The sequence below is a fragment of the Stutzerimonas kunmingensis genome, assembly GCF_014764705.1.
Classification (GTDB): Bacteria; Pseudomonadota; Gammaproteobacteria; order Pseudomonadales; family Pseudomonadaceae; genus Stutzerimonas.
The window spans coordinates 1-21,515 of sequence record NZ_JACXXG010000013.1 but is presented as its reverse complement, the minus strand read 5'-3'; the positions used below and the strand labels follow the sequence as shown (position 1 = coordinate 21,515).

Below are 21,515 nucleotides of genomic sequence, written 5' to 3'. Positions count from 1 at the left end.
CACCGTTGCCGGGCGGGCCGTGGATCAAGCACAGCGCGCGTTGCTGCGCCGCTATCACGATCTGGAATCAGTCGTTGCTAGGCTTGGCGATCGCATGCAACACGTATTGCGGCAGTGCAAAAGCGCCAATGTGCACATGCGGGTTGTAATACCGCGTAACGATGCCGCTGCCGGCGAAGCGCTGCATCAGGGCTTCCAGCGGCAGCTTGCGGCTCTCGGCACTGCACGCGCCCCAGGCAAAGGACATGGCACCGCCGATGTAGGTCGGCACGGCCGCCTGGTAGAAATGCCAGTCGGCGAACAGGCCCTGCATGCGTTTGGCAGTGGTCTGCAGTTCGCCCAGTTGCATGAATGGCGTACCGTTCTGCGCAACGAGAATGCCGCCTTCGTTCAGGCAGCGGCGACAGGCCTGGTAGAAGTTCTCCGAGAACAACACTTCACCCGGGCCGATGGGATCGGTGGAGTCTGAAATGATGACGTCGAACTTCTCTTCGGTGGTCGCCACGAAGTGCATGCCGTCATCGATCACCAGATTCAGCCGCGGGTCCTCGAAGGTGCCGGCGGAATGATTCGGCAGGAACTCCCTGCACATCTCCACTACGGCGCCGTCGATCTCGACCATGGTGATGCTTTCGATATCGCGATGACGTGCCACTTCACGGAGGATGCCACCGTCGCCGCCACCGATGATCAGCACCCGGCGCGCCAGGCCATGAGCCAGGATCGGCACGTGGGCGAGCATCTCGTGATAGATGAATTCGTCGGCTTCGCTGGTCTGGATCACGCCGTCCAGGGCCATCACCCGGCCCATGCGCGGGTTCTCGAAGATCACCAGATGCTGATGCTCGGTGCGCGTCTCGTGCAGCAGCTTGTCGACCTGGAACCGCTGCCCGTATCCCTCGTAGAGAGTTTCCTGAAAGTCGCTCATGGGTTATCTCCCTTGACCGGCGACGAAGCAGCGCTCCGCCGCATGTTGGCAATCTGGCTTGACGGGCGATGCAGCCTGCCCACCGAAAAGAGGCGCATTCTACGTTGGCCAAGATGACAGCGGAAACCGCAGGCAGCAAAAGCACACTTCGGGACGACAAGGCCATCGGGAGATCCTAGAGTCTGAGCATGAACGAAATCATCCAATTGCCCTACCTCGAACCTTGGGACTGGCAGCAGTTCCACCGCCATTTCGCCCTGCGCCTGCTGCCCGGCGTGGAGCGGCTGGACGTTGACGGCTACGCGCGTACGCTGCGATTCGGCGAAGCCTGCGGTTGGCTCCACGTGCGCGCGCAGGCCGACCGCCCGGCGCTCGCACTGACGCTCAGCGACTCGCTGCAAGAGGCTACCCAGCCACTCGTCGGGCAGGTTCGCAGGATGTTCGATCTGGATGCCGACCCGCAGGCCATCGCCACACATTTCGCTAGCGATCCCGTGCTCGGCCCGTTGATCGCCGCGAACCCCGGCCTGCACCTGCCAGCCGCCTATGACCCGTTCGAACAGGCGGTGCGGGCGGTGGTCGGCCAGCAGGTCACGGTCAAGGCGGCGGTGACCATTACGCGACGTCTGGTGGAACGCCTTGGCGAGCCGCTGCAGGACGCGCTACCGGGGCTGGAGATGCTCTTCCCTACCGCACAAGCGATAGCCGATGACCCGCTGGACAATATCGGCATGCCATCCAAGCGAGCCCAGGCGCTACGCCGGCTCGCTGCCGCGGTGGCCGAAGGGGCGCTGCAGCTGCATGTGGAAGATGGTGCCGATGCGCTGGTGCAACGACTCTGCGAATTGCCGGGGATCGGTCCCTGGACCGCCGAATACATCGCGCTACGGGGCTTCGGCGTCGCGGACGCCTTTCCCGCAGCCGATCTCGGACTGCTGAAAGCGCCACTGTGGGGCGCGGATGGCATCAGCGCCAAGGCGCTGGCCGGACGCGCCGAAGCCTGGCGTCCGTGGCGCGCCTATGCGGCCATCCATATCTGGGACAACTATTCCAAAGGGGCCAAGGTTGGCTAGGGCGGCGCGATGCGCGTCAGTACCTTGGGCGGAGTCGTCAGCGGACGCTCCAGGATCAATCCCTCGCCCGACTGCGGGAAGATGCCCGTCAGCGCGGTGATGTTGACCTGGTGAGTGACCAGCACCGCCACCTCGCCGGCCGAAACTGCTCGACGGCCTCGCGCAAGGCTTCGGTATGCCAGTGCTCGTTTGCGGGCGACGTGAAAAACGAATCCAGCGCAGGCAGTGGTTCCACCCGGCCAAGCGCCATATGCTCGGCGGTCTCCAGCGCACGGCACCAGCGACTGCTGAACAAGCGCACCTCATGCAGACCCGCTTCGCGCAGCCGCGCGCCCCAGCGCCGGGCCTCATCCCGGCCGCGCTGAGTCAGATTTCGCTGGGTTTTGCAGTCTTCGAGAACGAAGCCTTCGGGATCGCCGAGACCTGGCGCGCTGGCGTGACGCATGACAAGAATCGCCCGCCCCTCGCGCAATGCCTGCCAGGCCGCCGCGTCGTCAGCCCGAAGCGGCTCGGCAGCAAGTGCCAGCAGACCGATCAGCAGACCGCTGCGCCACATGTGTCACAACCGCGCCTTGCCGAACGGCCCGGCCGCTACCGCCCACATGATCAGACCGACCACGGGCAGCAGCAGGATCACACATGACCAGACAACCTTGCGCCCGACCTCGATGCGGCTGCGCCACACATAAGCGATGGCGAGGACGTCGAGCACGAGAACCACGATGGCCAGCGGGCCGCTGAGGCTTTCCATCAACGGCTACCGATACGGCCCGCGCGAGTCAGGGCGATTGCCGCGCGGCCCCATGATTCCCCAGATGATCAGGCCGAGCACTGGCAACAGAACGATCAGAAGCACCCAGAGCACCTTCTTGCCCCCGGTGCTATCGCTGCGAACGATGCTGATGATCGCCCAGATATCCAGTATCAGGATGAGCAGGCCGAAAATACCGCCGAAGGCATCTCCCATGGGTTCGCTCCTGTTTGGGTGAGTACCTAATCTAGGATGCCAGCGCGGCGGCAGGGTTCAGTAATCGCCCGGTGGCTCAGTAGCGCCGCGGGTCGATCTGCGCAAAGCTGGCGACGGTCTCGTGCTCACCGAGGGCGCCGCCATCGCGGCCCAGCCCACAGACGCGCATGCCGGCCTGCTGCGCGGCATCGAGTTCTTCGACCACATCGGAAAGGAACAGCACCTCGACGGCTGGCACGCCAATGGCTTCGGCGATGCGCTGGTAGGAGACCACCTCGCGCTTGTGCCCGCTGGTGGTATCGAAATAACCGGAGAACAGCGGCGTCAGGTCGCCGGCCTCGGAACAGCCGAAGATCAGCTGCTGTGCCTGGATCGAGCCTGAGGAATACACGTACAGCGCATATCCCTGCGCCTTCCACTCCCGGAGCGCAGCCACTGCGTCCGGATAGACGTGCCCCTTGAGCTGACCGGCCCGGTAGCCCTGGGCCCAGACCATGCCTTGCAGCGCCTTGAGCGAGGTCGCCTTGCGATCGCTGGCGATCCAGCCGAGCAGTATCTCGATGACGCGCTCGATATCCGCATCGGCCTCACCGCTTTCGCCGCGCACCGCCTCGAGCTGCGCAGCGACCGCAGGTTCGCCGGCGTGGCTGCGGATATACGCCGGCAAATGCTCGCGCGCATAGGGAAACAGCACATCGAAGACGAAGCTGACGGCGCTGGTGGTGCCTTCGATATCGGTGAGGATCGCCTTGATCGGCATCTCAGTCGTCCAGCCGCGGGAACTGATCGGCGATGCGTTCGCCGGTGAATTCCGCGACCCAGCCTTCCGGGTTGTTGAACAGGCGGATGGCGACGAAGTGTGGCTCTTCACCCATGTCGAACCAGTGACGCGTGCCGGCGGGCACGGAGATCAGGTCGTTCTTTTCGCACAGCACGGCGTAGACCATGTCATCGATATGCAGGGTAAACAGCCCGCGCCCGGCAACGAAGAAGCGCACTTCGTCCTCGGCATGGCGATGCTCGTCAAGGAACTTCGCACGCAGTTCGTCCTTCTGCGGGTGATCGCGGGTCAGGCTGATCACATCCACCGTGACGTAGCCACGCTCGGTCATCAGCTTGTCGATCTGCGGCCGGTAGGCAGCGATCACCTCTTCCTGGCTGGCCCCGGCGGCGATTGGTGCGCTGGCCTCCCAGCGCTCCAGCTGCACACCGACCTTGGCCAGCGTCGGGGCGATGTCTTCGAGGTGGGTCAGCACCTTGAGCGGCTGATCGGGTCGGGTCTCGTGATAGACGCTGAGGACACTCATGTTCGGCTCTCCGAAAAGGTCGTCTGCCCGGTCGCTACCGGGCAGGCTGGAATTTATCTGGGCTGCAGGGCACGCATCTTCAGTTCGCATTCGAACAGAAATTCGAATGCCTCGATCTGTCGCAGCGCATCGCTCATCGTCTCGCCCCAGGTGTACAGGCCGTGGCCGCGAATCAGGTAGCCGACGCAATCGGGATGCTCGTCAAGCCACGGCTGCACCCTGGTGGCCAGGGCGGCGATGTCCTGATCGTTGTCGAAGATCGGCACCAGCACCTGCGATTCATGGCTCGAGATGCCGCTGAAGGCCTTTTGCAACTCGTAATCGGCGAACACCAGCGAATCGGCCAAGGCGACGCGGGACAGAACCGTGGCATTCACCGAATGGGTGTGCAGCACCGCGCCGATCTCCGGTTTCCAGCGATACAGCTGGGTATGCAGCAGTGTCTCCGCCGAAGGCCTCTTGCCCTCTTCTAGGCTGTTGCCGTGCATGTCGACGGCCAACAGGTCATCGGCAATCAGCTCGCCCTTGTGCCTCCCGGAAACGGTCAGCAGCAGCTCGGCGCTGGTCAGGCGCGCCGAGTAGTTGCTACTGGTCGCCGGCGACCAGCCACGACCATACAGGAAGCGGCCGGCGTCGATGATCGCCTGGCTCAGGTGCTGGCGGGTGGCAGTCATGCGCGGTCCTCCTGCAAACGGCAGGCAATGATAGCGGCTGCGGCCAGCGCCGCCAGACTGGCGATGGCGAACGACCAGCCCGGTCCCAGACCGGACCAGGCGTAGCCCGCGTAGAGCGCACCCAGCGCTCCACCGATGCCGGACAGGCTGGCATACAGCGCCTGGCCCTGGCCCTGCTGGCGATGGCCGAAACTGCGCTGGACGAAGTGAATGGCGGCGGCGTGGAAACTGCCGAAGGTCGCCGCGTGCATCAGCTGCGCGACCAGCAGCACGGCCAGATGCTCGGCGAACTGCCCGAGCAACACCCAGCGCAGCGCAGCGATCAGGAAGCTGGCCAGCAGCACCTGACGCAGCGAGAAACGCTCGAGCAGCCGCGCCATTACCAGGAACAGCAGGATTTCTGCGACCACGCCCAGCGCCCACATCAGCCCGATAAAGCTGCGGCTGTAGCCCAGTGCTTCCAGGTGAATACTGAAGAAGGTGTAGTACGGACCATGGGCCAGCTGCATCAACGCCACGCAGCCGTAGAAGGCCAGTACGCCAGGCCGCCGCAGCTGGGCGAGGAACCCGCCCTGCCCGGCCGCCTCGCTACGTTGCCGCGGATGAGCGTTGGGCACCCAGGCGCTGCTCAGCACGATACCGACCATCACGAAGGCCACCGCGGTCGGGTAAAGATCGAGGCTCAGCCGCTGGAACAGCAGTCCGAGCCCTACCACCGCGAAGATGAAACCGATGCTGCCCCACAGCCTGACCTGGCTGTAGCGCTCAGTCTGCTCGTGCAGATGCGCCAGGGTGATGACTTCGAACTGCGGCAGCACGGCGTGCCAGAAGAACGCATGCAACGCCATCACCAGCGCCAGCCAGGCAAAGCTCTTGTCGAAGAAGATCAGCCCGAAGGACAGCAAGGTGCACAGCGCGCCGAGACGGACGATTTCCAGCCGGCGACCGGTTGCATCACCCAGCCAGCCCCAGAGATTCGGCGCCACGCAACGCATCAGCATGGGAATGGCGATCAGCTCGCCGATCCGCTCCGGCGAGAAACCCAGATGATCGAAGTACAGGCCGAGAAACGGCGCCGTGGAGCCGAGCAGGCCAAAGTAGAAGAAGTAGAAACCGGACAGACGCCAGTACGGCAGAGCAGCGGCCATAGGCTACAAGCTACCGACTGCGGACAACGGCCGCCTTATGCTGCCGCCGTCGGTCTGCCGTCTACGGCCCGGATTCACAGTTGCGGCAGCACCGGGGTGAGCACTTGCACATCGGCGTTCTGCCCACGGTGGCGCAGCAGGTGATCGAGCAGAACGATGGCCATCATGGCCTCGGCGATCGGCGTGGCACGAATGCCGACGCAGGGGTCATGGCGGCCCTTGGTGATGACCTCGACCGGCGCGCCATTCACATCGATCGACTGCCCTGGCGTGGTGATGCTGGACGTGGCCTTGAGCGCCAGGTGGGCGACGATCGGCTGTCCCGAGGAGATGCCACCGAGAATGCCGCCGGCATTGTTGGAGAGGAATCCCTGGGGCGTCAGCTCGTCACGGTGCTCGGTGCCACGCTGGGCTACCGAGGCGAAACCGGCACCGATTTCCACGCCCTTGACCGCGTTGATGCTCATCAGCGCGTGGGCCAGCTCGGCGTCGAGGCGGTCGAAGATCGGCTCGCCAAGGCCCGGCGGTACGCCATCGGCGACCACGGTGATCTTCGCGCCCACCGAATCCTGATCGCGACGCAGCTGGTCCATATAGGCTTCCAGCTCCGGCACCTTGTCCGGGTCCGGACTGAAGAAGGCATTCTGCTCGACACTGTCCCAGGTCTTGAACGGGATCTCGATCGGACCGAGCTGGCTCATGTAGCCGCGCACCTGGATGCCCAGGGTCGCCAGATACTTCTTGGCGATGGCACCGGCCGCCACGCGCATGGCGGTCTCGCGCGCGGAGCTGCGGCCACCGCCGCGGTAGTCGCGCAGGCCGTACTTGTGGTGATAGGTGTAGTCGGCGTGGGCCGGACGGAACTGGTCCTTGATCGCCGAGTAGTCCTTGGACTTCTGGTCGGTGTTGCGGATCAACAGGCCGATGGGGCAACCGGTTGTCCTGCCTTCGAAGACGCCGGAGAGGATTTCCACCTCATCGGCTTCCTGGCGCTGAGTGGTATGCCGGCTGGTGCCCGGCTTGCGGCGGTCGAGATCGCGCTGCAGATCGTCCAGCGACAGCTCCAGCCCGGGCGGGCAACCGTCGACGATGGCCACCAGCGCAGGACCATGGCTTTCGCCGGCAGTGGTGACGGTGAACAGCTTGCCGTAGGTATTGCCGGACATGCAGGACGCTCCGCGATCGACCGAAAAACAGGGGCCGGAAGTATACCTGAGGCCGCTACGGTGTCATCGCTCCTGTTGCCGGCGCATACTGACCTTTGCGTCGATTGCCGCGTCCAACCTGCTCCGTGACCAACGAAATCCTTCCATGCGTGCCCTGCTGATACTGCTGCTACTGACCATGTCCCCTTCTTTCCTGCAGGCGCAGACCCTGCTCAATCAGACCCTGAACCTGGATACCGGCAGCGGCGTACTGCAGGGCAGTCTGTTGCTGCCGAAAAGCGGCCAGCCGGTACCGGTAGCGCTGCTGATCGCAGGTTCCGGCCCGACCGATCGCAACGGCAACAACCCGGCCGGACGCAACGACAGCCTCAAGCGCCTGGCCCAGGGCCTGGCCAAGCTGGGCGTGGCCAGCCTGCGCTACGACAAGCGCGGCGTCGGCGCCAGCCTGGCGGCCGCACCGGACGAGCGCGAGCTGAGCGTCGAGGGCTATGTCAGCGATGCGCTGGCCTGGAGCGCGAAGCTCAAGGGCGATCCCCGTTTCAGCCAACTGATCCTGATCGGCCACAGCGAAGGCGCGCTGATCGCCAGTCTCGCCGCGCCGAAGTCGGGCGCCGCGGCGCTGATCAGCATCGCCGGCAGCGGCCGACCGATCGACGAGGTGCTGCGCGAGCAACTGCAGGGTCGCCTGCCGCCGGCACTGCTCGCCACCAGTTATTTTCTGATCGACGAGCTCAAGGCCGGCCGAACCCACGCCGAAGTGCCGGCGCCCCTGCAGGTGCTGTTCCGCCCCAGCGTGCAGCCGTACCTGATTTCGCTGTTCGCCTACGACCCGGCGGAGGCCTTCGCGGCCGTCGAGACACCCGCGCTGATCGTCCAGGGCCGCCACGACATCCAGGTCGGCATCGAGGACGCCGAGGCCCTGCAGCGTGCCAAGCCCGACGCCGAACTGGCGCTGATCGATGGCATGAACCATGTGCTGCGCATCGTCCCGGGGAATGCGCAACAGTTGGCCTCCTATGATGACCCCGACCTGCCGCTCGCCTGGGGCCTGCAGGAACGTATCCGACACTTCCTGCAGGCCAATGGCATCCTGCCAGCCTCCAGTTAGGCGCCGCGCTGCCGATAGCCCGCATGACGAGGGCCCGATTGGCTCCTGAACGAGCCGCCGCGCAGGCCCAGGAACGCGCAGATGACCGACAGCGAAACCACCCAGAGCACTGAAAAAGACCAGCCGGCAGCACCGAAGCATCCGTGGACGGAGCTCAAGCCCGACCGTTTCCGCCTGCTGCGCCTGGCACCACTGCCCACCGAGCGCGACGGCGGCGCGCGCCCGCTGCGATTCGTCGAACTTGCGCAACTGGAACGGCATACGCCAGAGCAGAGCCTGCTGCGGATGTTCATCAACATCCCCGGCCAGGTGCGCGCGCGCAAGAACAACGTGCTGGAGGTGTGGGCCGATCACCGCAGCAAGGAACTGCGCTTCGGGCCGGATAGCGGGTTGCAACTCGAGCCGGCCAACCGCGGCCTCGGTCGCTTTCTGCTGGCCCAGGGTGCGGCATGGGCGCAGAAGCGCTGGAGCCACTATCTGGTCGAGGGCGGCGCATTGCCGAAGGATGTGGCGAGCGAAGACCAGCGCCTGCGTCGCGATCACTGCCTGCGCACCCAGGGCTTCGATATCGACTACCCCCAGGCGACGCCGCTCAAGCCAACCTACGGCGCACCGCGGGTCAGCGCCCTGCGAGCGGACTGGAACAGCGAGAAGGTGCAGGTAGTGGAGCTGCAGGAGGCGGCGGCGATGCTGGAACAGGCCGACCGCAACCTGCAGGCACAGGAGAACCAGATTCGTGAGCTGCAGGAGCGAATCGCCCGCTTCCGCCGTGAAGACGGTGCGCTGCGATTCACCATTGTTTGCCTGATCGCGCTGGCGCTGTTCCAAGCCGGCCTGCTGATCTGGATGGCGACGCGCTAATCCGCGACTTTTACCACCAGTGCTCCACCTGTACGCCGAAGTTCGAGCCGTGTTGCGCACTGCCGAACGCGCCGGTATCGGACAACGCCGAGCCCTCGGCCATCAGGTTGGCGGCTCGCTGCGCGGCATCGTTCCAGCTGGCGTAGGTGTAATACAGACGGAACTCAGGCCGCGCCCAGAAGCCTGGGCCGGAAGGTGACCAGGTCGGCGCGACGGTGAACTTGCTCAGCTTGCGCGTGCCGTCGGTGGCATCGATCTGGTCATGCCCTACTTCGGCGACGAGTTTGAACTGCTCGCTGAACGCATAGACAGGCCGCGCGCCCACCGACCACCAGTCCTGGTCGCCGCCGTCGGCGCGCTTGTCCTTCTGATAGACCACCTGGAACTGGCCGCCAAAGCGTGGCGTCAGCTGCCAGTCGAAGTACTCCACCACTCGCCAGCTCTTGGCGCTGTCGTCCAGGGTCACGTCGCCGGTATAGCCGAGGCCGGTACCGGGCCCTTCGCCATACTGCAACGCCAGGGTGTTCTTGCCACCGAGAAAGTCGGACTGCACGTGCTGCACCGTCACCGCCCAGCCACTGTGGGCATCGTCTCGGCTGGGTTTGTCGATGTAGCTGAGGCCGAACTCCAGCTCACCGCCCGGATTGCTATCGAAGCCGCCGATGTTGAAGTCGTGGCGATTGACATAGTCTTTCTGGAACACGCTGTCCTTGCGAGAAAAGGCGTAGCTGTACTTCAGCCCACCGATCTCCATGTCCTCGACACCGGCGCCGGTGGCGCTCTGGTTCCAGTAGTAGAAATCTGAGATATGGATGTCGTTACGCTTGTAGAAGCGCCGGCCAGCCCAGAACGAACCATTGTTCAGCGCCGGCACCTTGCTCCACTCGGCATAGGCCTGCACCATCCGCGCCCAGCCATGATCACCGGTGAACTTCGGGGTATGGTTGTACTGGTTGTACAGCGCCGCCATGCCTTCCAGGCTCAGTACCGAGCCATCGGCGAAGGTGTAGAGGTCCTGGCGCAGATCGAGCTCGGCGTATTGCTCGCACTCGTTACCCAGACGGTACTTGCTCGGCGCACCGGGCAACTGGAAGCACGACTGCGAATCGCTGTTGATCGATTCGCCGACCCCGCTGCGCATGTAACCGGTGAACTCCAGGGCATGGGCGCCGAGAGGCAGGCTCAGACCCGCAATGGCGCTGGCAACGCCCAGGGCTGTCAGTGTTTTTTTTTCATATCCACTCCGCTTTTGTTGTTATTGATCGCTGGATCGAGCCAGTCGGCTCTGTTCATTCCTGTAACCGTCCACTTTCATCGACCGCCTGCTGGCAAGGCAGGCGGCAGTTCACTGCGCTGTGCCCGCTCCGTTGGAAACCAGCCGGGTGACCTTGCTCTCGCGCACCGGCTCCGGCTGCGCAACGCCAAGCCGCTCGCCGGTCTGCGCGTCGAAGAGCAGCGCCTTGCGCGGGTCGAACTGCAGATTGAGCGTCTCCCCCACCCGCGGAGCCTGGTCCGGCATCAACCGGCAACAGGCCTTGACCTGATTCAGCGTGAACACCACCAGGGTGTCTGGCCCGGTGGGTTCGACCACTTCGATGTCGACCGCCAGCGAAAAATCAGCTGTTCCGACTCCGGCGAGGCCGATCTGTTCAGGGCGAATGCCGAGGATGAGTTCGCGATCACGCAGACCTTCGTCACTGGTGATCGGCAGCGGCAGCTCGCAACTGCCCTGCTCGCTGTTGAGCACGCCCACCCAGCGCCCGTCACGCTGGCGAATGCGCAGCGGCACGAAGTTCATCGGCGGCGAGCCGATGAAGCTCGCGACGAACAGGTTGGCCGGATTGTTGTAGATCTCATGCGGAGTACCGAACTGCTGGATCACGCCGTCCTTCATCACCGCGACCTTGTCGCCAAGGGTCATCGCCTCGATCTGATCGTGGGTGACGTACACCGTGGTGGTCTTCAGGCGCTGGTGCATCAGCTTGATTTCGGTGCGCATCTCCACCCGCAGCTTGGCATCGAGGTTCGACAGCGGCTCGTCGAACAGGTAGATCTTCGGCCGCCGAGCCAGCGCCCGGCCCATGGCCACGCGCTGCTGCTGGCCGCCGGAGAGCTGCGCCGGCTTGCGCGCGAGCAGCGGTTCGATCTGCAGCAGCTTGGCGACCCGCGCCACCTCCTCCTCGATCTTCGCCGCCGACACCTTGCGCATCTTCAGGCCGAAGGCAATGTTGTCGCGCACGCTCATGGTCGGGTAGAGCGCGTAGGACTGAAACACCATGGCGATGTCGCGATCCTTCGGGCTCGCCTGGCTGATGTCCTCGCCGTCGACGAGAATCTCGCCACCGGTGATGTTCTCCAGCCCGGCGATGCAGTTCATCAGGGTGGATTTTCCGCAGCCCGAAGGCCCGACCAGGATCAGGAATTCACCGGCGTCGATCTTCAGCGCGATGTCCTTCAGCGTTGCGATCTGGCTGTTGCCATAACTCTTTTGAACATTGCGCAGTTCCAGGGAAGCCATCGTTGTTCTCCTCAACCCTTGACGGCGCCGGCAGTCAGCCCGCGCAGGAAATATTTGCCGGCGACCACGTAGACCACCAGCGTGGGCAGGCCGGCGATCATCGCCGCGGCCATGTCGACGTTGTATTGCTTGGCGCCAGTGCTGGTGTTCACCAGGTTGTTCAGTGCCACGGTGACCGGCTGGGTATCGCCACTGGCGAACACCACGCCGAAGAGGAAGTCGTTCCAGATCTGGGTGAACTGCCAGATCAGGCAGACCATGATGATCGGCACCGACATCGGCAGCAGAATGCGCCCGAAGATGGTGAAGAAGCCGGCACCGTCCAGCCGTGCCGCCCGCACCAGTGCGTCCGGCACGCTGACGTAGAAGTTTCGGAAGAACAGCGTGGTGAAGGCCAGGCCGTAGACCACGTGCACCAGCACCAGGCCGGTAGTGGTATTGGCCAGGCCGAGCTTGCCGAGGGTGAAGGACGCCGGCAGCAGGATTACCTGAAACGGCAGGAAGCAGCCGAACAGCAGCAGGCCGAAGAACAGCTGCGAGCCACGGAAACGCCACATCGACAGCACATAGCCATTGATCGCACCCAGCGCGGTAGAGATCAAAACGGCCGGAAGGACGATCTTCACCGAATTCCAGAAATAGCCGCCGATACTGTCCCACGCCGTCAGCCAGCCCATGGCGCTGAACGCTTCCGGCCAGCTCAGCAGATTGCCGGTACGGATGTCTTCCGGGGTCTTGAAGCTGGTCAGCAGCATCACGATCAGCGGCACCAGGTAGACGGCGCAGGCCAGCAACAGGGTGGCATGGATGGTCAGGCGCCCGAGGGTCAGGCGCGGTTGCGCGAAGTCAGACATGGCGCTTGTTCCTCAGCTCGAAATACAGGTACGGCACGATGATCGCCATCACCGCGCCGAGCATCAGAATGGCGCTCGCCGCACCCAGGCCCATCTGGCCGCGGGTGAAGGTGTGGGCGTACATGAACATTGCCGGCAGGTCGCTGGAATAGCCCGGCCCACCGGCGGTCATCGCCGCGACCAGGTCAAAGCTCTTGATCGCGATGTGCGCGAGGATCATCAGCGCGCTGAAGAACACCGGCCGCAGGCTCGGCAGCACGATGCGCAGGTAGATGGTGGGCAGGCTGGCGCCGTCCACCTGGGCGGCGCGGATGATCGACTGATCGACGCTGCGCAGGCCGGCGAGAAACAACGCCATGACGAAGCCCGAGGCCTGCCACACCGCTGCGATCACCAGGCAGTAGATGACCCGGTCGGGGTCCACCAGCCAGTCGAAGCGAAAACCTTCCCAGCCCCAGTCACGCAGCAGCTTGTCCAGGCCCAGACCGGGATTGAGCAGCCACTGCCAGGCGGTGCCGGTGACGATCATCGACAGCGCCATGGGGTACAGGTAGATGGTGCGGATCAGCCCCTCGCGGCGAATGCGCTGGTCCAGCAGTACGGCGAGCACCACGCCGATCAGCAGACTGATGGCGATGAACATGCCACCGAACACCAGCAGGTTCTGGCTGGCGACCCACCAGCGATCGTTGTCCCACAGGCGCTCGTACTGCTGCAGGCCGGCCCACTTGTAGCTCGGCATGAAGCGTGAGTTGGTGAACGAGAGCAGGAAGGTCCAGCCGATGTAGGCGTAGAAGCCGACCAGTACGATCAGCATGCTCGGCGCCAGAACCAGCTTGGGCAGCCAGCGCTGCAGGGCGTCGAGCGGCGAGGCTTTGGCAGGCCTGGCTTGAAGCGCGATGGAGCTCATGGGTGTGATCCCTCATGGAAATCGGGGATGTCGTCGTCCGCGGCACAGACCGAGGCCTGTGCCGGGACGAACGTTTCGGGAAGCGGGCGGAACGGTCCGCCCTCAGCGTTACTGCACGGCCTGGATCGCTGCCGCCAGTTGCTTGGCCGCCTTTTGCGGGTCGGCCTTGGGGTCGTTGAAGAAGTTGGTGACGACGTCGAACACCGCGCCCTGCACGTAGCTGGAAGCAGCCATGCCATGAGTCAGACTGGGCTGCAGACCGCTGCCCTTGGCGGCTTCCTTGAAGTCGGTCATCGACTGCTGGGCACAGGCATCGAACTCGCTCATGTCCTGGTCCTGGCGAACCGGAATCGAGCCCTTGTTCTGGTTGAAGAAGGTCTGGAATTCCGGTTCCAGCACCGTGCGCGCCAGGTCTTCCTGAGCCTTGCGGTTGTCATCGTTGCTGAGCTTGAACATGGCCAGCGAATCGATATTGAAGGCGAAGCTGCCTTGGGTGCCGGGGAACGGCAGGCACTGGTAGTCCTCGCCAGCCACCTTGTTGGCGGCGGTGAACTCGCTCTTGGCCCAGTCGCCCATAATCTGCATGCCGGCCTTGCCGTCGATGACCATGCCGGTGGCACGGTTCCATTCGCGCCCGGCCGCGTCGGCGTCGATGTAGTCGCGCAACTTCTTCAGTGCGGTGAAGGCCTGAACCATCTTGTCGCCGGTCAGGGTGTCGTTATCCAGCTCGACGAAGGCCTTGTGATAGTCGTCCGGGCCGAGAATGCTCAGTACAAAGCCCTCGAACACGGTGCCGTCCTGCCAGGGCTGGCCGCCGTGGGCAACCGGAATGAAGCCGGCAGCCTTGAGCTTGTCGGCTGCGGCGAAGAATTCGTCGAGGGTCTTCGGCGGCGTGGCGCCGGCCTTCTCGAACACCTCCGGGTTGATCCACAGCCAGTTGACCCGATGCACGTTGACCGGCACCGCAACGTAGGAACCGTCGTACTGCATGATCTTGCGCACCTGCTCGGGCAGCATTTCGTCCCAGCGTTCGGCCTTGGCGGTGTCATCGAGATTGGCGAGCAGGCCGAGTTCGCCCCACTCCTGGATGTCCAGGCCCTTGATCTGTGCGGCGGACGGCGGGTTGCCGGAAACGGCGCGGGTCTTCAGTACGGTCATGGCAGCCTCGCCACCACCGCCGGCGACGGCGAAGTCCTTCCAGGTATGGCCTTTTTGCTCGACCAGCTTCTGCAGGGTGTCGGCGGCGCGCTTCTCGCCACCGGAAGTCCACCAGTGCAGAACTTCGACCTCGCCGGCATGGGCGAGCAATGGCAGGGCAAGGGAAACGGAAAGAGCGAGACGATGGATCGCGTTCATGTAGAGGCACCTTCTTGTTTTTATCCGGCAAGTCATGGTTGCTTGCGATGGACCGAGTCTATGCGCAGGGAAATGGACACTGGGTAACGAAGGGATGGGCGATGGTCACAGAGCCATTACAAAGCCGCAGCGATCGTAACGAAGTGCACTGAGCCGGATCAGCGCGGCAAGGTCAGCGTCACCCTCAGCCCTCCCTGCTGCAGATTGCGCATGCTCAGTTCGCCACCGTGGGCGTGGGCGATATTCCGTGCGATACCGAGCCCCAGCCCATAGCCCTGCTGCTGCCCCGAGAGCCGCACGTGGGGTTCGAAGACATGCTCAAGACGCTGCTCGGGCACGCCCGGGCCCTCGTCATCGACGTGCAGCACCAGCGCCTCCTTGCCGTCCTCGACATGCAGGTGGGCGCGCTCACCGTACTTCAGGGCATTGTCCAGCAGATTGCCGATGCAGCGCTTGAGCGCCAGCGGCTTGCCCGGATAAGGCGCCGAAGCCCGGCCGTCCAAAGTCACGCGGGTCTGGTCGCAGGCCTGATAGGGCTCGACGATATGCTCGAGCAGCAGATTTAGATCCACCGCCTCGATGTTCTCGTGGATGTCGGTGTCCTTCACGCATTGCAGTGCGCCCTTGACCAGCAGCTCCAGCTCGTCGAGGTCACGGGTGAACTTGATCTGCTGGGCTTCATCTTCCAGCAGCTCGACACGCAGACGCAGGCGCGTGATGGGCGTGCGCAGGTCATGGGAAATCGCGCTGAACAATTGGCCTCGCTCGGTCAGGTAGCGACTGATGCGCTGGCGCATGTTGTTGAAGGCACGGCTCACCTCGACGATCTCGCTGGCGCCAGCCTCGGTCAACGGCTGCACCTCGGCGCCCAGCGACAACTCCCGCGCCGCCTTGGCCAGGCGCTTCAGTGGCCGGCTCTGCCAGCGCACCAGCAGGCCGATGAACAGCAGCAGAAAGGCGCTGGTGAGCACGATGAACCACAACTGCTGGGCCGGCAGCCCCTCGTCCTCCAGGCTGACGTAGGGAGCTGGCATCAGCGAGGCCAGATAGAGCCATTCCTGCGGGGCGATCTGGATCTGCGTCACCAGCACCGGCGGTGACAGCGGCTCCAGCCCCAGCGCGTAGTGCGCCCAGGAGCGCGGCAACTCATCGAGCGTGATGCCGCTGTTGAAGATGCGCAGGTCATCGGGGCTGACGAACTCGATGTTCAGGTCCACCGCGCCGCCGAGTCGCTGGCGCAATACCTGCTCCACCTCATGCAGGACCGCACGCTTGCGCGGCGTTTCCGGGAGGATCTCCATGTCCAGCGGCTTGTCGTTGAGCGACACGAAGAAACGTGTACCGCCCATGCTGCGCAACTGATCGAGCACCAATGGGCGATAGCCCAGCGGCAGCGAACGGAAGTAGCTGACGCTGGCCGCCATCGACTGCGCCAGGCTGCGGGCGCTGGTGAGCAAGCCTTCCATCTGGCTGGCTCGCAGCTGGGACAGCCAGATCAGACTCGAAAGTCCCTGGGCCAGCAACACCGCCAACAGGGTCAGCAACAGCATCCGTCCGAGCAGCGAACGTGGCACCAGCCGCAGACGCCGCCGCTCAGTGCGCAGATTCATGGTGCGGCGTCACCTGGGTAGCCAACAAGTAACCGCTGCCACGTACCGTGCGGATCAGCCGCGGCGACTTGCCGGTGTCGCGCAGGCGCTGGCGCAGGCGACTGACCGCCATGTCGACGATACGCTCCAGCGGCATCACCTCGCGACCACGGGTGGCGTTGGCGATGGTGTCGCGGTCGAGGATCTGCTGCGGATGATCGAGAAATAGCTTGAGCAGGGCGAAATCGGCGCCGGAGAGAAAGACCTCCTCGCCGTCGGCGTGGAACAGGCGGTGGCTGATCATGTCCAGCCGCCACTCGTCGAAGGCCAGCACATCGCTGCCACGCTCCTGGGCGAAGCTGACCCGCCGTAGCAGTGCCTTGATCCGTGCGAGCAATTCGCGCGGGCTGAACGGCTTGCCCACTCAATCATCAATAGGTCGCCTAAACCCGCATGGTTAAAGGGACAAATTTAATCGATATAGGTTTTACCGTCACATTTACCGCCATTCCGCCAGCATCTATATTGCGCGGTGATGGAGCTATTCGGACAGTGAAGACTTAGCGGTCGCCGGCAATTTTAGCCGTCTTTAGCATCCTTGACCAATGCCGTCGGATGCGGCAAAACCAGAGCCTTTACGCACAATCCGGGGTTGGGCGGGTTTATTGAAGTTTGTTGACGCATGGTGATCCGCTTGCAAGGACTAAATAACTGTCTCGCTTGAAATAGTCGACATAATCGCCCTTAACTTAATGATTAGAAAACTTGTTCATGGAATGTGTGCAGTTCCCTAGCCTGTTAGCCACTAACATTCGCATCATCCCATCTCCTGAACCAGTCGCTCCATTTCTTGAGCGAATTGAGGCTGGCATATGTGAAAACCCTGCACCACTGCGCAGTCTGCTTCTTCCAACCATTCAAGCTGCTCACCAGACTCAACGCCCTCGGCGGTAACCGTGAGCTCCAAGGCCTCGGCGAGCCCAACGATTGCCTTGATGATCAAACGGTCATTAGCAGAACTTAGCGCGTTGCCAATGAAGCTGCGATCTATCTTCAACCCGTCGAACGGATAACTTCGTAGGTAATTGAGCGAAGAATAGCCCGTACCGAAGTGGTCCATGGTCAGGCGTACGCCTAATTCCTTGAGCGCATTGAGGGTTGCTAACGCACCTGCGGACTCATCCAGCAAAATGCTCTCGGCAACCTCCAGCTCAAGCCGCGAGGCAGCCAGACCGGCTTCCGTCAGTGCCCGCTGAACATCCAGTCGGAGGTCGCTCTGACGGAACTGGACAACGGACAGGTTGACTGACACGCAGATATGCTCGGGCCAGCGTGCTGCTTCGTTGCAGGCCTCATTTAACACCCATCGTCCGAGCGGAACGATGAGCCCGGTTTCCTCCGCTAGGTCAATGAAGTGCGCCGGGCCGAGCAACCCCTTCAGTGGGTGCTGCCAGCGCACCAGTGCTTCAGCTCCGATGATGTGCATACCATTTGTTCGATAGCGCGGCTGATACTGAAGCGCCATTTCCCCCATAGCCATGGCTTGCCGCAGGTCCATCTCAAGCTGTCGTCTTTGTAATAACCGCTGGTTCATTTCGCTGGCGTAGAACCGCCACGTGGCACGTCCATCTTCCTTGGCCTGATAGAGCGCAATGTCCGCACAGCGCAACAGCTCGTTCGCCTCGGTCGCGTCCTGCGGCGCAAGCGCAATACCGATGCTTCCGCCGACGAAGATGTTCTGGCCTTCGTATACGATCGGTTGTTTGATCTGATCGATAAGGCGTACACAAAGCGCCTCAATACTTTCCTGGGAGCTTATGCCATCAAGTACCATGATGAATTCGTCGCCGCCAAGCCGAGCGACGAGGTCTTCGTTGCGCGTACAGTTAAGCAAACGGAGCGACATTTCCTGGAGCACCAGATCGCCTGCAGCGTGCCCAAGGGTGTCATTTACTGGCTTAAATCGATCCAGGTCCAGACTGATCATTGCCAACGGCCTATTGGCTCCCAGCTTGCCGGCCAGAAAACTGTGCAAGTTGTTACGATTGGGCAGGCCAGTCAGAGCGTCGTGCATGGATAGATGCTCTACCTGCGTCTGCGCTTTTACCTCCTCGGTGATGTCGCTGGCGGTACCTCTGTAACCGGCACATTTCCCGTCCGCCATGATCGGCCGCGACGCCAGGCGACAGATCCGAACGTCACCGTTACTGTCCGAATACTTGCAACGCAAGGGTTTTCTGCTCTGTGTCTGTAACCACAGCGCGATACCCTGCGTATCAGCCTGAAGCAGCTCATCTAGCGGGCGTCCCAGCCATTGGCTGGCTTTGAATTCGGTGACGCGTTCAAACCGTTCGGAGAGGTATATCAACCTCAAGCGCTCATCGGTTTCCCACAACCAGTCCGATGCAGCCTCGGCGATATCACGAAAGCGCTTCTCACTACTAGCAAGGCTTGCCTGGCTGACCGTAAGCGCCGAGTGACTATCTTCAAGGCGTCGCGATGCCCTCACCGCATCAAGGGCGATCAACCCTATTAGAAGAAGCATTAATACCGCAGAGGAGCCGACTATCGGTAGCAGCCCTTCAAGCATCTCATGACCGAACTCAGGAGCCGACCAGCCGAAGATTACCGAGGCGCCCGCCAGGTCGGTGAGCGCTAGGCTGCCATCTTCTGATATCGCACCACCCTCACCTTGGCCAATTAAATGTAAATCGATCAGTCCGTATTGGAAGCCGAGCCGCAGCAGTTCGTCCGGATCCAGCAAATCAATCAGAACCAAGGTGGTGCCGGAAGCCCGTCTCAGGGCGACCTGATCCTCAGGCAAAGCATTTGCCGCAGCAGCGAGCACCAACGTGTCATCGAGCCGCAGAATTCCACCTGTCAACGCATCGGGGCCACCCCGCCGGGCTTGCTCTAACAGCCCATCCAACCCAACGCCGAGCCGCTGAAGCAGATCGCTGTCCCGCACTGCCTCGGAAGTGAGCGCCTGAGTTTTTTCGACGCCGGAGCCAAACACCATAAGCGCATCGAAATCGAGGCTGTAAAAAAGCACGTCTGGAGCCGCCATCTTAGCTCGCGATTGCGGATCGGTTGAGGCGTTATTGAGCGTGACGAATGCGGCCATTCCCTGCCGAAGCATGGCCTGTCTGTGACTTAACGCCTTCTCTATCAAGAAATGGCTGTGCTCGATCACGTTACGGTCAAGCGTATCGGTCATTCGCTTAACGGAATAGGAGATAACAGACGATACAACCAGGAGCACGGCGAGCAGCAAAGGAAGCGAGCGGCGAAGGATTATCTGGCTAACACCCATGAAATACCTGTTGTTTTTATTAGTGCTGGCGGAGCGCAGCGCTTCAATTGCCGCAACGGAATGACAGCAAGGTTATCGGCACACGATAGAAGAATTCGACCCCAGACAACCAGGATTAGCTTGCTACAGAGATTAAATGAGGATGCGTAGCGAAAGGCCACCCCAAAAATATGGTTCATCGCGGATTAGCGGGAAAGCGAGGGGAGACGGCGGCGAGAAGGGCTAAGGTGGTGTTCGCCAAAACATTTCCCACCCCACCACCGCCGTCGCCATGGATGCTAGTTTGCTCGCCCTGTTCTGGGAAGGCTTCGAGCTGGATAGCTATGAGCCTCTCGGTACCCATTGCCTGCTGATAAGGCTCAAGCCCGATGCCTCAAGGCTGCCTTGTTGCAGCGGTTGTGGGCAGTCCACATTCCTCCCTCACGACACCAGTTTTCGCCGGGTGCGCGAGCGCGATCTGTTGCAATACCGCGTCTGGCTGGAGGTTCCTGTTCGTCGGGTTCGCTGCCCCACTTGTGGTCCTCGGCGCGAGCGGATCGATTGGCTCGCCGGCCGTCAGCCGCTCACACGCGCGATGGTCAACTGGGTGGAAAATCTGGTTCGGCTGCTGCCGATCAAGCATGTGGCCGAGCTGGTGGGGCTTCATTGGCACACGGTCAAAGCCATCGACCTTGGCCGTCTCCACCGGGATATTTCAGCACCGGACCTGAGCCGAGTTCGCCGCCTGATCATGGATGAGTTTTCCCTGTACAAGGGGCATCGCTATGCCACCGTGGCGATCTGTGCCGATACCCAGCAAGTACTGTGGGTCGCGGAGGGCCGTAGCCGCGAGGCTGTGCGCCCCTTCTTCGAGTGGATGGGGCCGCCAGCCTGCGCTCGGATCGAAGCGGTTGCCATGGACATGAACACGGCGATGGATCTGGAGGTCCAGGCGCACTGCCCCAACGCCCGGGAGGTCTACGACCTGTTCCATGTTGTAGCCAAGTACGGCAGGGAGGTCGTCGATCGGATCCGGGTCGATCAAGCGAATCGGCTGAAGGCTGACCCTGCCGGTCGACGGGCGATCAAGCGCTCGCGCTGGTTACTGCTGCGTAACCGGCACAATCTCGATGAGCCCCAAGCACTCAAACTTGACGAACTTCTGGCCGCGAACACGCCGCTGATGACGGCTTACGTGTTCAAGACACAGCTGAAGGAGCTCTGGTATGCACCGAATGAGTATGAAGCGCGGCGGCGGTGGGGCGAGTGGTTCAAGCTTGCCCAGGAAAGCGGACTGCAACCTCTTCAGGCCTTTGCCAAGCGGTTAAAGGCCTACGTTGAAGGCATTGTTTCCAGCGCCGAATTCCAGCTCAACACCAGCGTGCTTGAGGGAATGAACAACCGCATCAAGGTCATCAAGCGGATGGCGTACGGTTACCGGGATAACACCTACTTCTTCCTCAAGATCAAAGCGGCGTTTCCCGGCAAGTTGCGATGAACCAAAAATATTTACAATTTTCTATTTTTTGTTCAAGTTAGCCCGATTCACGTCGATACGTATGACAGCGATCGATGCTCCGACACGGTCGCACAAAAAATCATATCGCCATCACTCAGCGTGCAAGCCGATGCGTTCTTGTTGGCGCTGATGGAAAATTGACCCACCCTGCCGATTGAAATTTGACCCAGGGCGGATTGCTGATTTTGTTACCAGCAACTGTGGATAAGTCTACCAGCGCAGCTGCTGTTGCCCCCACTCCTTCG

The 21,515-nt window shown here is 62.4% G+C and carries 19 protein-coding genes and 2 pseudogenes; 4 read left to right on the top strand and 17 right to left on the bottom strand.

The window, feature by feature from the left end:
- Positions 1–67: 67 nt before the first annotated feature.
- Positions 68–928, bottom strand: coding sequence for a polyamine aminopropyltransferase (gene speE / locus IEG05_RS12025; RefSeq protein ID WP_191122101.1), 861 nt, complete (start codon positions 926–928; stop codon positions 68–70).
- 188 nt (positions 929–1,116) lie between these two features.
- On the opposite strand from speE, the gene IEG05_RS12020 reads away from it, so the two are divergent.
- Positions 1,117–2,001 (top strand): DNA-3-methyladenine glycosylase family protein, encoded by an 885-nt coding sequence (locus IEG05_RS12020; RefSeq protein ID WP_191122100.1) that lies wholly within the window; start codon positions 1,117–1,119, stop codon positions 1,999–2,001.
- Here the strand turns inward: IEG05_RS12020 and IEG05_RS12015 are convergent.
- The 8 genes and pseudogenes from IEG05_RS12015 to aroC all read right to left on the bottom strand — a co-directional run bounded on the left by IEG05_RS12015 (position 1,998) and on the right by aroC (position 7,263).
- Positions 1,998–2,557, bottom strand: a pseudogene (locus tag IEG05_RS12015) (histidine phosphatase family protein). The gene IEG05_RS12020 and the pseudogene IEG05_RS12015 overlap by 4 nt on opposite strands.
- 3 nt (positions 2,558–2,560) lie before the next feature.
- Positions 2,561–2,752 carry a PLDc N-terminal domain-containing protein gene (locus tag IEG05_RS12010; protein WP_023445152.1) on the bottom strand — a complete coding sequence of 64 codons (192 nt, stop codon included), beginning with the start codon at positions 2,750–2,752 and terminating at the stop codon, positions 2,561–2,563.
- A gap of 6 nt (positions 2,753–2,758) precedes the next feature.
- The gene (locus tag IEG05_RS12005; RefSeq protein ID WP_041014350.1) at positions 2,759–2,968 is read right to left on the bottom strand and encodes a PLDc N-terminal domain-containing protein; all 210 of its coding nucleotides are present in this window, start codon (positions 2,966–2,968) and stop codon (positions 2,759–2,761) included.
- 76 nt (positions 2,969–3,044) lie between these two features.
- On the bottom strand, positions 3,045–3,728 hold the full coding sequence (gene mtnC / locus IEG05_RS12000; protein WP_191122099.1) for an acireductone synthase: 684 nt from the start codon (positions 3,726–3,728) through the stop codon (positions 3,045–3,047).
- Position 3,729: 1 nt separating this feature from the next.
- The gene (locus tag IEG05_RS11995; RefSeq protein ID WP_102832782.1) at positions 3,730–4,275 is read right to left on the bottom strand and encodes a 1,2-dihydroxy-3-keto-5-methylthiopentene dioxygenase; all 546 of its coding nucleotides are present in this window, start codon (positions 4,273–4,275) and stop codon (positions 3,730–3,732) included.
- Between the two features lie 53 nt (positions 4,276–4,328).
- Positions 4,329–4,949 (bottom strand): methylthioribulose 1-phosphate dehydratase, encoded by a 621-nt coding sequence (locus IEG05_RS11990; protein WP_191122098.1) that lies wholly within the window; start codon positions 4,947–4,949, stop codon positions 4,329–4,331.
- Positions 4,946–6,097, bottom strand: a complete 1,152-nt coding sequence (locus IEG05_RS11985; RefSeq protein WP_023445147.1) for an MFS transporter — start codon at positions 6,095–6,097, stop codon at positions 4,946–4,948. The genes IEG05_RS11990 and IEG05_RS11985 overlap by 4 nt, the downstream gene beginning before the upstream one ends.
- A 74-nt stretch (positions 6,098–6,171) precedes the next feature.
- Entirely contained in the window at positions 6,172–7,263 is a 1,092-nt protein-coding gene (aroC, locus tag IEG05_RS11980; protein ID WP_014820734.1) for a chorismate synthase, read from the bottom strand.
- Positions 7,264–7,408: 145 nt separating this feature from the next.
- Between aroC and IEG05_RS11975 the strand changes: the two genes are divergently transcribed.
- Both IEG05_RS11975 and IEG05_RS11970 read left to right on the top strand, forming a co-directional pair.
- Positions 7,409–8,371: an alpha/beta hydrolase gene (locus IEG05_RS11975; protein ID WP_191122097.1), complete on the top strand. Its 963-nt coding sequence runs from the start codon at positions 7,409–7,411 to the stop codon at positions 8,369–8,371.
- 81 nt (positions 8,372–8,452) lie between these two features.
- Positions 8,453–9,232, top strand: a complete 780-nt coding sequence (locus IEG05_RS11970) for a hypothetical protein (RefSeq protein WP_063540445.1) — start codon at positions 8,453–8,455, stop codon at positions 9,230–9,232.
- A 10-nt stretch (positions 9,233–9,242) separates the two neighbouring features.
- Here the strand turns inward: IEG05_RS11970 and IEG05_RS11965 are convergent, their stop codons facing one another.
- The 8 genes and pseudogenes from IEG05_RS11965 to IEG05_RS11930 form a co-directional block, all read right to left on the bottom strand.
- A complete protein-coding gene (locus IEG05_RS11965) occupies positions 9,243–10,373 on the bottom strand; it encodes a maltoporin (RefSeq protein WP_263481103.1) in 1,131 nt (376 codons plus the stop codon).
- Positions 10,374–10,577: 204 nt separating this feature from the next.
- Complete coding sequence (locus IEG05_RS11960; RefSeq protein WP_191122096.1) at positions 10,578–11,750, bottom strand: ABC transporter ATP-binding protein; 1,173 nt, start codon at positions 11,748–11,750, stop codon at positions 10,578–10,580.
- 11 nt (positions 11,751–11,761) lie between these two features.
- Positions 11,762–12,604, bottom strand: a complete 843-nt coding sequence (locus IEG05_RS11955; RefSeq protein WP_014820739.1) for a carbohydrate ABC transporter permease — start codon at positions 12,602–12,604, stop codon at positions 11,762–11,764.
- Positions 12,597–13,514, bottom strand: a complete 918-nt coding sequence (locus IEG05_RS11950) for a carbohydrate ABC transporter permease (RefSeq protein ID WP_046619693.1) — start codon at positions 13,512–13,514, stop codon at positions 12,597–12,599. Before IEG05_RS11950 ends, IEG05_RS11955 begins: the two co-directional genes overlap by 8 nt.
- Before the next feature lie 108 nt (positions 13,515–13,622).
- Positions 13,623–14,870: an ABC transporter substrate-binding protein gene (locus tag IEG05_RS11945; RefSeq protein WP_191122095.1), complete on the bottom strand. Its 1,248-nt coding sequence runs from the start codon at positions 14,868–14,870 to the stop codon at positions 13,623–13,625.
- Positions 14,871–15,028: 158 nt separating this feature from the next.
- Positions 15,029–16,480: an ATP-binding protein gene (locus tag IEG05_RS11940; RefSeq protein ID WP_090523042.1), complete on the bottom strand. Its 1,452-nt coding sequence runs from the start codon at positions 16,478–16,480 to the stop codon at positions 15,029–15,031.
- A pseudogene (locus tag IEG05_RS11935) lies at positions 16,464–16,883 on the bottom strand (winged helix-turn-helix domain-containing protein); the annotation flags it as partial. The pseudogene IEG05_RS11935 and the gene IEG05_RS11940, both read right to left, overlap by 17 nt.
- A 393-nt stretch (positions 16,884–17,276) precedes the next feature.
- Entirely contained in the window at positions 17,277–19,772 is a 2,496-nt protein-coding gene (locus IEG05_RS11930) for a putative bifunctional diguanylate cyclase/phosphodiesterase (RefSeq protein ID WP_191122094.1), read from the bottom strand.
- Positions 19,773–20,043: 271 nt separating this feature from the next.
- Here IEG05_RS11930 and IEG05_RS11925 point away from each other — a divergent pair, with 271 nt between their 5' ends.
- On the top strand, positions 20,044–21,249 hold the full coding sequence (locus IEG05_RS11925) for an ISL3 family transposase (RefSeq protein WP_191122093.1): 1,206 nt from the start codon (positions 20,044–20,046) through the stop codon (positions 21,247–21,249).
- The last annotated feature ends 266 nt before the right edge of the window (positions 21,250–21,515 follow it).